This window comes from Arthrobacter sp. P4_F11 (assembly GCF_056401395.1).
Window position 1 is genome coordinate 51469 of sequence record NZ_JBFUJK010000017.1, and the last position, 10962, is coordinate 62430.

Annotated in this window: 9 protein-coding genes; 4 read left to right on the top strand and 5 right to left on the bottom strand. The window is 68.0% G+C overall.

What is annotated here, in order from left to right:
* The first annotated feature begins 123 nt into the window (after nt 1-123).
* The 4 genes from AC1DRO_RS17560 to AC1DRO_RS17575 all read left to right on the top strand — a co-directional run bounded on the left by AC1DRO_RS17560 (nt 124) and on the right by AC1DRO_RS17575 (nt 4063).
* Nucleotides 124-378, top strand: coding sequence for a hypothetical protein (locus AC1DRO_RS17560; RefSeq protein WP_476951825.1), 255 nt, complete (start codon nt 124-126; stop codon nt 376-378).
* A 306-nt stretch (nt 379-684) separates the two neighbouring features.
* Complete coding sequence (locus tag AC1DRO_RS17565) at nt 685-1224, top strand: PadR family transcriptional regulator (protein ID WP_243181635.1); 540 nt, start codon at nt 685-687, stop codon at nt 1222-1224.
* A gap of 5 nt (nt 1225-1229) precedes the next feature.
* Entirely contained in the window at nt 1230-2942 is a 1713-nt protein-coding gene (locus AC1DRO_RS17570) for an ABC1 kinase family protein (RefSeq protein ID WP_476951826.1), read from the top strand.
* A 68-nt stretch (nt 2943-3010) separates the two neighbouring features.
* Nucleotides 3011-4063, top strand: coding sequence for an alpha/beta hydrolase (locus AC1DRO_RS17575; protein ID WP_476951827.1), 1053 nt, complete (start codon nt 3011-3013; stop codon nt 4061-4063).
* A 42-nt stretch (nt 4064-4105) separates the two neighbouring features.
* Here the strand turns inward: AC1DRO_RS17575 and AC1DRO_RS17580 are convergent, their stop codons facing one another.
* The 5 genes from AC1DRO_RS17580 to AC1DRO_RS17600 all read right to left on the bottom strand — a co-directional run bounded on the left by AC1DRO_RS17580 (nt 4106) and on the right by AC1DRO_RS17600 (nt 10909).
* Nucleotides 4106-5860: a gamma-glutamyltransferase family protein gene (locus AC1DRO_RS17580; protein WP_476951862.1), complete on the bottom strand. Its 1755-nt coding sequence runs from the start codon at nt 5858-5860 to the stop codon at nt 4106-4108.
* Nucleotides 5861-5966: 106 nt separating this feature from the next.
* On the bottom strand, nt 5967-6095 hold the full coding sequence (locus AC1DRO_RS17585) for an MFS transporter small subunit (protein WP_275450873.1): 129 nt from the start codon (nt 6093-6095) through the stop codon (nt 5967-5969).
* Nucleotide 6096: 1 nt separating this feature from the next.
* Nucleotides 6097-7491 carry an OFA family MFS transporter gene (locus AC1DRO_RS17590; protein ID WP_476951828.1) on the bottom strand — a complete coding sequence of 465 codons (1395 nt, stop codon included), beginning with the start codon at nt 7489-7491 and terminating at the stop codon, nt 6097-6099.
* A 218-nt stretch (nt 7492-7709) separates the two neighbouring features.
* Nucleotides 7710-10196: a Tex family protein gene (locus AC1DRO_RS17595; RefSeq protein ID WP_476951863.1), complete on the bottom strand. Its 2487-nt coding sequence runs from the start codon at nt 10194-10196 to the stop codon at nt 7710-7712.
* A 107-nt stretch (nt 10197-10303) separates the two neighbouring features.
* Entirely contained in the window at nt 10304-10909 is a 606-nt protein-coding gene (locus tag AC1DRO_RS17600; protein WP_476943270.1) for an SOUL family heme-binding protein, read from the bottom strand.
* Nucleotides 10910-10962: the final 53 nt, after the last annotated feature.

The following is a 10962-nucleotide window of genomic DNA, read 5'->3' on the forward strand; positions in this document are numbered from 1 at the left end:
CTAGAAAGGGCTGGTTGTTGTGGGAAGACAAGCTGAGCCTCCGGTGAGGAATGCCCTGATCCTTAGTGGCGTGTTACTGAGCGCCACGGTCGCGGTGATCCTGGTGGACCTCAGGACCATGTGATGCAGGAGGTCGTTGCATTACTCGCAGGTCTGGCCGTGGGCGTGTGGTTGCTGCGTTTTTCGCCGCTCTGGCGATGGCTTGCCATGCTGGTTTTGGTGCTGGTCCTCGTCCTCTGTTTGGTGTTGGGCCCAGCCGGAATCGCGTGGTTCGGTGGGTTTATTTCGGGCACTCAGGCAGGACTGGCCTGGCAGCATGCAAGTAAGCGCCGTACGCCCGCTAAGCGGGCCCGGGAAACCGCAAATAAGGAACGCTGACGCCACCAACGAGGGTTCATGGGCGGTGTTGGTGCGGTCGGCATTGGCTAATTTCTTCAGAAGCCCAAAGGCATCGTCGTTCGGTCCGGAAGGCTGACTGGAAGCGAGGCTGAGGCAACACGCCTGACTGCACATTGGCTCATGGGCCGTGGTTCCTTGACCCGTATTTTTTGGCATTCGACGGGTCTCCTTGCTGTGGCATCACGATGCAAGATGTGGATGGCTATCGCTCTTGGTTTCGCAAATCTGCGCGTGTATCGTTGGCTATCGTTGTATATCGCTCACGGTTGTCCAGAGGAGAGCATGATGCGCAGTTCTTACCCGGCAGGCGGATTTCGCGGCAACAATGTCGACGGCATGTGGCAGGCCGTAGAGGAGTTGCGTTCGAGGTTCGAGAAGCGCTCGGGATCCCGGGCGGGGCGCGGCGAGGTGCGCTCGGCTGTGCTGGCACTGCTCGCCGAGCGGCCGATGCACGGCTATCAGATCATTCGTGAAATTGAGGAGCGCAGCGGCGGGACCTGGAAGCCCAGCGCTGGCTCCGTCTATCCAACCCTCCAACTGCTGGCCGACGAGGGCATTATCCGTGCTGAGGAATCCAACGGCCGCAAGATCTATTCCCTGACGGAGGCGGGCCGCGAGGAGGTAGCGGGTGCCGGCATGTCAGCGCCCTGGGAGTCGGGTCCAGCATCGGGCTCGGGGTTCGCGGCGCTGCCCAAGGCGGGCGTCGAGCTCGCACAAGCCGCCTCCCAGGTGGGACGCACCGGGACGCCGAAGCAGGTGCAGGAAGCCGTGGCGGTGCTCGATGACGCGCGCCGCCGGTTGTACGCGATCCTCGCCCAGGGCTGACGGGGGTGACGTCGGTTCGCCGGGACCGGGCAGCCACGGTCCCCGGCGCCGGGAACCACCGGGCCCGTTACCGCCGCATCCTACGTTTCGCCGCGTGGCATCTCGCGGTGACCTGGTGGTTTGAGCTGCTCCTCCCCCGCATCGGGCTGGTGAGGATTGCCGAGCGCACCAGGGCGAAGAGGATGCGGCGCTTCGCGCAGCGCTTCCATGCGCTGGCGGTGGACCTCGGCGGCCTCATGATCAAAGTCGGACAGTTCCTGTCCTCCCGGCTCGACGTGCTGCCGCCCGAGATCACCAAGGAACTCGAGGGGCTGCAGGACGAGGTGCCTCCGGTTTCGTTCTCCGCGATCCGAGCCCTCGCCGAAGCTGAGCTGGGCGCGCCGCTGGAGCGGTTGTTCGCCTCAATCGAGGAGACACCGATCGCGGCAGCGTCCCTCGGGCAGGCGCACCGGGCCACGCTTCGCCCGGACGACGCCGCCGACACCGGTCTCGACCGTGTGGTTCTGAAAGTACAGCGGCCGGGCATCAACGACATTGTCGACGTCGACCTGGCGGCACTGCGCAAAGTGGGCGGCTGGCTCAGCCACGTACGCCTGGTGTCAGATCGTGCTGACATGCCCGCCCTGGTCGAGGAGTTTGCGCAGACCAGCCTTGAGGAAATCGACTACCTGAATGAGGGGGCGAACGCGGAGCGGTTCGGGGTCGATTTTGCCGATGACGCCCGGGTGGAGGTGCCCGGCGTCGTCTGGGAGCGAAGCACCCGCCGCGTGCTCACCCTCGAAGACGTGACAGCGATCAAAATCACGGACTCGGTGGCGCTGCTGGCTGCCGGGATCGATCCGGCGCAGGTCGCCCCGGTTTTTGCCTCCGTCATGTTCGACCAGATGTTCACCACCGGGTTTTTCCACGCCGATCCGCACCCGGGCAACATTTTTGTCACGCCGGCTACGGATCCATCCGCAGCGCACCCCTGGAAGCTGACCTTCATCGACTTCGGCATGATGGGCGAGATCCCGCCGAGCACACGCAGCGGTCTGCGGAAGCTGCTCATCGCGGCCGCTTCGCGTGACGGCAAGGGTCTGGTGGCCGCCATCCGGAACGTCGGTGTGCTGGTGCCTTCGGCGGACACTGTGGAGCTTGAGCGGGCAATGACGCACCTCTTCGCCCGATTTGGCGGGATGGGCTTCGCCGAGCTTCGCGAGGTCGACCCCAGGGAGTTCCGGGAGTTCGCGGTGGAGTTCGGTGACACTGTCCGGTCCTTGCCTTTCCAATTCCCGGAGAACTTCCTGCTCATCATCCGGGCCATGTCACTGACGTCGGGTGTGTGCAGCTCGCTGGACGCCCGGTTCAATCTGTGGGATTCGGTCGAACCCTATGCGGCGCAGCTGCTGCGCGACGAGCGCGGCAACATCGTGCAGGACGTTGCCCAGCAGGCGCTCGATGCCGCCGGGATGGCGCTGGGTCTGCCGAAACGTCTGGATGGGCTGCTAACCCGGCTCGAGGACGGTTCACTATCGGTAGCAAATCCGCGCCTTGAGCGGCAGCTGGGACGGCTTGACCGCACGGCGCAGCGATCGGCATCGGCGCTGATCTTCGGCGCCCTGCTGGTTTCCGGCTCCGTGGTCCGCGCGGATGACATGGTGCTCGGCAATGTCCTGATGATTGCGTCTGTGCTTCCGCTGCTGCATGGGCTGTGGGTGGGGCGCAGCGGCCGCTAACCGAGCCGGTGACGGGGTTTGTCGCGCCCGGAACATTGGGGTCCGCTGCCGGGGGATATCATCAAACCGTGAAGGAAGGCCAGCCTTTTCGTCCTGCGAACCCCACCGAAACCCCCGGCCCCGTCCCCACCGGGCCCAACCCCACTTCCTGGAAGTCCTCGATCCTGAACGGGAGCGGCGCTCTCGCGGCGGCCACCCTGATAGTGGTCCCGCTCTGGATGCTGCTCAGCAACCCGGCCGTCCTCGGCGGCCACCCCGCCCTCCCCGCTCTCCTGGTGGCCGCCGCCGCACTGGGGATTCTGTGGGCGCTGATTCTGGTCAGACGCTGGTTGCTCGGCGGCAAACAGCAGCGTAGCGGTGACATTTCCACCTGGCAGTTGGTCCGCGGGATCGCAGGCAGGCTCACGGTCCTCGGTTTCGTGGCGGCGCTGGTGTGGCTCAGCCCGTTCCCCCACCAACCCGACCGGGAGAAGACGGTCCCGGCCAATGGACCCACCGCGACCGCGCCAGCCGGGTCAAGGGCTGCAGAAGACGCCACTTCGATCACCCTTGCCCCGGCGGGCAAAGCCACCACGGGTCTCGTCTTCTACCCCGGCGCCAAGGTCGACGCGCACGCCTATGAGGACCTGCTGCAGCCGCTCGCGGACGCGGGTAATCTAGTCGTCATCCTGAAACCACCCCTTGGCGTCTCCCTGCTGGACACCAACCAGGCCCGCGCAGCCATGGACCGGCATCCCGAAATCGATTCGTGGGCCATCGGCGGTCATTCGTTGGGCGGCGTGAGCGCATCATCGTTCGCGGCGTCGAATCCCGACGTCTCCGGGCTGCTGCTCTTTGCTTCGTACCCCGCAGAGAACATGGCGGACGCGCAGGGCCTCCCGGTGCTCTCCATCTCCGGCTCAAACGATGGCCTGAGCACGCCGGACAAGATCGCGGCGTCGAAGTCCCTGCTCCCGCCAACCACCACCTACGCAACTGTTGTGGGCGGCGTGCACGTGTTCTTCGGTGACTACGGTGAGCAGCCCGGGGACGGCGAGCCGGGCATCAGCCGCAACGAGGCGCAGCAGCAGATAGTTGCAGAGTCGCTCCGCTTCATGGACCGGCTCAGGGCTTCCGGCTAGGAATCGAGCATCCCCAGCTCCACCGCTACGCACCGCCAACCGCTACCGGCCCGCGGCGTACCCCTGCGCACCGCGCGGATTCGCGGCAGCCTGCAGGACCCCGGTCTCAGGATCCCGCACGACGGCGGACAACCGCCCCAGCGCCCAGTCACCAGCCCGGCTGACCACATGCCCGCGGCGTTCCAGCCCCGCGATGACGTCCTCACCGAGCCGGTCCTCGACGACGGCGCCGCCGGGCTCCCAGGTGCGCGGCCAGAAGGACCCGGGCATCGACGTCGTATGGAAAGTCGGCGCGTCGATGGCCTGCTGCGGCGAATACCCGCCCACGATGGTCCGCAGCAGGTACGGCAGCTGCCACTGGTCCTGCTGGTCGCCGCCGGGCGACCCCAGCGCGGTCACGGCGTGGCCGTCCCGCAGCACGAGCGTGGGCGTCAAGGTGGTGCGTGGGCGTTTGCCGGGCGTCAGCGTGGACGGCGTCCCGGGCTCCAGCCAGGTCATCTGCAGCCGGGTGCCCAGGCAGAAGCCCAACTCCGGGATCGCCGGGGAGGACTGCAGCCAGCCGCCGGACGGAGTAGCGGAGACCATGTTGCCCCAGCGGTCCACGACGTCGATATGGCAGGTATCGCCGCGGGTCTCCCCCGCGGATGTCACGGTGGGCTCGCCGACGCCGAGTCCGGCCGCGGCGGCATGGCCCGCGAGCGCCGGCGGCGTGTAACTGGTGCGCAGTGGTGGCCGGTACGGCTCCCGACCGGGCACGGTGCCAGGCCGGAAGTCGTGGGACGCCCGTTCCGTGATCAAGGCCCGGCGGCCGGCGCAGTAGTCCTCCGAGAGCAGGTAATCGAGCGGCACGTCCGTGTCGCCGTAGTACGCCTCCCGGTCCGCGAGCGCGAGCTTCTGCGCCTCCAGGATGGTGTGCGCCCCCAGCTCGGTGGACGGATCAAGGAACCGGTCCTCGAAACCGGACAGGATGGCCAGGGTCTGCAGCAGCGCCGGCCCCTGGCCCCACGGCCCGGTCTTGGCGATCGTGTGGCCCCGGAACTCCACAGTGACGGCCGCCTCATACCCGGCTTCAAATCCCGCGAGATCGTCCAAGGCGAGCACTCCGCGGTGATCAGTGCCCGAGGAATGCCGGTGCGGGGACTGCACCGACTCCACCATGGCGCGGGCCACGAACCCCTCCCGCCACTCGCGGCGGGCCGCATCAATTCCCGCCTCGCGGGTGGATTCCCTGACTCCGGCCTGCACGAGCCGTTCCAGGGTGCGGGCATAGGCCGCGTTCCACACCAGCTCACCGTCAACCGGGATTCGGCCGCCCGGCATCCACAGCTCAGCCGACGTAGGCCAATGCGCTTCGAACAGCGCGGACACGGCCGCGATGGTGGATCCGACCCGGCCGAGCATCGGGTGCCCGTCCCGGGCGTAGCCGATCGCGAAGTCCAGCACCGCGTCCAGCTCCCACGTCCCGTGGTCACGCAGCAGCAGGAGCCAGGCGTCGACGGCGGCAGGCACCGCGGCGGCCAGGGCACCCGATCCCGGAACGAGGTCCAGGCCTTCAGCCACGTAGTGCTGCACGGTGGCCCCGGCCGGCGCCGGGCCCTGCCCCATCAGGACTATGGGCTGCTCCGGCCGGTCCGCGGTGACGAAGATCCCGGTCATGTCTCCGCCGGGCCCGTTGAGGTGCGGCTCCACCACATGGAGCACGAACGCTCCCGCCACCGCGGCGTCGAAGGCGTTCCCGCCGCGCTCCAACACGGACTGGGCCGCCGCCGTCGCAAGCCAATGCGTGGACGCGCTCATCCCAAACGTGCCCTGCAGCGTGGGGCGTGTGGTGAACGCCTCCGGGCGTGTGAACGGCACACTGACCGCGCACGGACTATCACCGAGGACTTCTGTCACCACGGTGTCAGCCAAACAGGGCCGCCACGCGGGTGAGGGTCTCGTAGACGCCATACGCGAGCGGCACGCCGACAAGCGCCCAGGCGATGACCAACCTCCCGGTGGACGGTGTAACGGAACTCTGTGCACTGCTCATTTCAGCCCTCCAAGGCAGGTTCTTCGGACCGGACGCGGCCAGGACGTGGTTCGTGGAATCGTGCGTCCACCGGCGTGACCAAGAGGTTCGCCACGAAACCGATCACCAGCAGCCCCACCATGGTCAGCAAGGCGGGCTGGTAGGACGCGGCGTTGAGCGCGCCGGGCTTGCCCTGCGCGTCCAGGAAAGCGTTGACGATCAGCGGCCCGGCGATACCCGCCGCGGACCAGGCCGTCAGGAGCCGGCCGTGGATGGCTCCGACCTGGAACGTGCCGAAGAGGTCGCGCAGGTAGGCGGGGGCCGTCGCGAACCCACCGCCGTAGAAGGAGATGATGACGAACGCGAGGGCCACGTAGAGGACGGTGGACGTAGAGCCGGCCAGCGCCAGCACGGTGTAGAGCACGGCGCCGACGCCGAGGTAGACCATGTAGATGCGCTTGCGGCCCGTGACATCGGAGGTGGCGGACCAGGCAAAGCGGCCGGACATGTTGCCGATCGAGAGCAGCCCCACGAAGCCGGCGGCCACAGCCGCGCTGGCCAGGGAGGTGCCGTCGGGCTGGCGGAAGAAGTCCTGGATCATCGGGGCGGCCTGCTCAAGGATGCCGATCCCTGCCGTGACATTGCAGAACAGTGCGATCCAGACGAGCCAGAACTGCCTCGTCTTGACCGCGTTCCGGGCGGAGACGTTGTCCGTGGTGACCAGCGAGGCGGCCTTGACCTTTGCGGGGTCGAAGCCTGCCGGTTTCCATCCCTCGGCCGGGACCTTGATGGTGAACGCGCCGAACATCATGTAGGCCAGATAGACGACGGCGAGGGTCAGGAAGAGCTTGCCCACCGACTCACCACTGGCCACCCAGCCTTTGGCCCCGGAGTTGGGATCGTACATTTTCAGCAGGGCCGTGGAGACCGGGCTGGCGATCAGGGCGCCGCCGCCGAACCCCATGATCGCCATGCCTGTGGCCAGTCCGGGCCGGTCCGGGAACCATTTGATCAGGGTGGAGACCGGGGAGATGTAACCGATCCCCAGTCCGATGCCGCCGACGACGCCGTAGCCGAGGTAGACGAGCCAGAGCTGGTGGCTGAAGATGCCCAGGGAGCCGATCAGGAAGCCGCTCGCCCAGAACGCGGCGGAGGTGAACATCGCCTTGCGGGGCCCGTTCCTGTCCACCCAGGTGCCCATGATGGCGGCCGAGAGGCCCAGCATCACGATCGCAACGGAGAAGATCACGCCGATCTCGGTCAGGCTCGCGCCGAAGTGCTTCACCAGCGCGGTCTTGTAAACGCTCGTCGCGTAGGCCTGGCCGATGCACAGGTGCACCGCGAGGGCTGCCGGGGGGACGAGCCACCGGTTAAATCCCGGCGGGGCGATGGTTCGTTCGCGGTCCAGCCAACCCATAAGTACTCCCCCTGCTCGTCAACGACATCGGTGTCCAGCTCATTGCGGAAACGGCCCTCTGCCAGGGCCTCTGACGAGCTTCCGGTAGAGGGCCGTTGCCTCCGGCAATCATGGTGCAGATCGTCAGCAAACGTACTAGTTATGCGCCAAGCGGTAGGGAATCCGCGACGAACGGTAGGTGTGGGGGGCGGCTGACGCAGCCGCCCCCCGAGGGGGCGCTACTTGCCCAGGCCGGCCTTCCGGAGCGCCTCGGCCATCGCGGTGTTGACCGGCGACGGCGTGGGGGCCGGCTTCTGCGGTTGCCTGCCCGGCGTCCGCCGGTCGGTTGCCGGTTTCCCGGACGGCTGCCTTCCGGACGGTTGATTCGACGGCTGGGTCGACGGCTGGGTCGACGGCGCTTGCGACGCCGGCTGCGACGTCGCCTGCCGCGGACGTTCCGGCCGCGAGTCCGCACGACCGCCAGCCGGGCGGTCTCCGGCAGTGCGGCCGCCCGCCGCACGGCCGCCGGAGGCCGGTTCGTCGTCGAGCCTGAGGGTGAGCGAGATGCGCTTCCGCTCCGGATCCGCCTCCAGCACCTTGACCCGGACCACCTGCCCGGACTTCACCACCTCACGGGGATCGGAGACAAAGCGGTTGGCCAGGGCCGACACGTGCACGAGCCCGTCCTGGTGCACCCCGACGTCGACGAACGCGCCGAACGCGGCCACGTTGGTCACCGTTCCCTCCAGTACCATGCCGGGCCTGAGGTCCGAGATCTTTTCGATGCCTTCAGAAAACGCTGCCGCCGCGAAGGCCGGACGCGGGTCACGGCCGGGCTTCTCGAGCTCGGCGATGATGTCCTGCACGGTGGGCAGGCCGAAGGAGCCGTCCACGAAGTCCTGCGGGTTCAGCGCCGCAAAGTTTCCCGCAGCGGGCGCTTTACCGGCGGCCGCCTTGATTTTCCGGGCCACGGGGTAGGCCTCCGGGTGCACGCTGGAAGCGTCCAGCGGCTCCGCTCCCCCGGTGATCCGCAGGAAGCCGGCGCACTGCTCAAACGCCTTGGCGCCCAGCCGCGGGACCTTCTTCAGCTCGCTGCGCTTGTTGAAGGGCCCGTGCTCGTTCCGGTACGCCACAATGTTCTCGCTCAGCAGCGGCCCGACCCCTGCCACCCGGCTCAACAGTGCGGGCGAGGCGGTGTTGACGTCCACGCCCACCGCGTTCACGCAGTCCTCGACCACCGCGTCCAGGCTGCGGTCCAGCTTCGCGGCCGTGACGTCGTGCTGGTACTGCCCGACGCCGATCGACTTCGGCTCAATCTTCACCAGCTCCGCGAGCGGGTCCTGCAGCCGCCGGGCGATCGAGACGGCGCCGCGCAGGGACACGTCCATGCCGGGCAGCTCCGCCGCGGCGAGCGCCGACGCCGAATACACCGACGCCCCGGCCTCGGACACCACAATTTTCTGCGGCTTGTTTTCTGACCCGGAGGAGAGCTGCTTGAGCAGTTCAGCGGCGAGCTTGTCCGTCTCCCTCGACGCCGTGCCGTTGCCGATCGCGACGAGTTCGACCCCGTGCTTCGTGGCGAGGCCCACGAGGGTCCGCAGCGCCTCGTCCCATTTCCGGGCCGGGGCGTGCGGGTAGACGGTGTCCGTTGCGACCACCTTGCCGGTTCCATCCACCACGGCGACCTTGACGCCGGTGCGCAGTCCCGGGTCCAGGCCCAGGGTGGCACGGTTCCCGGCCGGCGCGGCGAGCAGCACATCGCGCAGGTTCGCGGCGAACACACGCACGGCCTCGTCCTCGGCGGCGGCGAACATCCGGCTGCGCAGGTCTGCCGTTAGCCGCGCCAGGACGCGCGAGCGCCAGGCCAGCTGCGCGGTCTGCAGCAGCCAGGCATCGGCGGCCCGGCCGCGGTCGGCGACCCCGAGGAACCTGGCCACGGCCGCTTCGTACCGGCCGCGCGCGGCGGTCAGGGCGGCGTCGTCGTTCGGATCCGCCTCGGCGAGATCCAGCTCCAGCGCGCCGTCCTTTTCTCCGCGCAGCAGCGCCAGCACACGGTGCGAGGGCATCCCGGCCGGCTGCTGGGAGAACTCGAAGTAGTCCTTGAACTTCTGGCCCTCGGCTTCCTTGCCTTTCTTCACCCGGGACACCATCCGGCCCTGGGTCCACAGCCGTTCCCGGAGCGTGGCGGCCAGGTCGGCGTCCTGCGCAACGCGTTCCACCAGGATGGAGCGGGCACCGGCGAGCGCCGCGGCGGGGTCCCCGATCGAGTGTTCGGCGTTGAGGTACTTGGCCGCCTCGCGCTCCGGGTCCAGTTCGGGGCGCTTGAGCAGGGCGTCGGCGAGCGGCTCCAGTCCGGCTTCGCGGGCGATCTGCGCCTTGGTGCGCCGCTTGGTTTTGAACGGGAGGTAGATGTCCTCCAGCCGCGACTTCGTGTCCGCGCCGACGACGGCGGCCTGCAGTTCGGGTGTCAGCGCACCCTGGGCGGCAATCGCCTCGAGGACACTCCGGCGCCGGTCCTCGAGCTCGCGCAGGTAGCGCAGCCGCTCCTCCAGCTCGCGGAGCTGGGTATCGTCCAGGGTGCCGGTAGCTTCCTTCCGGTAGCGGGCGATGAAGGGCACGGTGGACCCGGCATCGAGCAGATCCACGGCGGCCTTGACCTGCCACGGCAGGACGCCGAGCTCGCCGGCGATCTGGGCGGCGATGCCGGACTCCTGGGAATGCGGCATGCCGGTCTGTGCTGAGCCGACCTTCGCGGACGGGCCGGAGGCGGGCGAGGCGGGGTTGACGGGTCGCTGCGGGTGTTGGGTCACCAAACCATTTTGCCCTACCCCGGTCAGCGGCCGGGCTCGCCTGAAGACGGAAGGGGCTCCTGCACGTCCTGAACAACCTCGTTGCGGCGCAGGAACCACGGCTTGAACGGCGGATCAAAACGGGCGAATCGTGGCGGCCCAACACCCTTCAGCCCGGCCAGCCTGAGTGCCTCTTGGAGGCCTTCGTTTCGCCGTAGAAAGGCCGCCTCCGACCCGCTGCCCGAGAACCGAAGAGCGGCTGCCAAAGAACCCGGCAGGGTCCGGACTCTGACGTCGGGGTTGGCCGGGACCGGCGCCGTCTCCGCCGTCACCCCGGCGGGGAGCACGAAGGCGACGATGAAATCAGCGGGCTCTGCGCTTCCCGGGAGCGGTCCGCTTTGCAGTACCGGAGCGGTCATCGCCAGCTTTTGCGACGACCCAGGTTCCTGGATCACCGGGGCCGTCATCGCCAGCTTCCGTTGCGCTGTGTTGCTGCCGCTGATGTAGTTGAACAGGTGCCTGAAGGCGGCATTCCCGGCGCGGTCGAAGGTCGCATTGACCTCTATTTCCGCCACAGCGTACGCCGGATAGCGGCGCAACTCGAAGTGCGCGTAGCGCTGGACCAGCTCATACGGTTGTTGTTCCGTCATAATCCTCAGACCCTACGCCGGTCCTACGACAGGAACCAGAGGCCCTTGCCTGG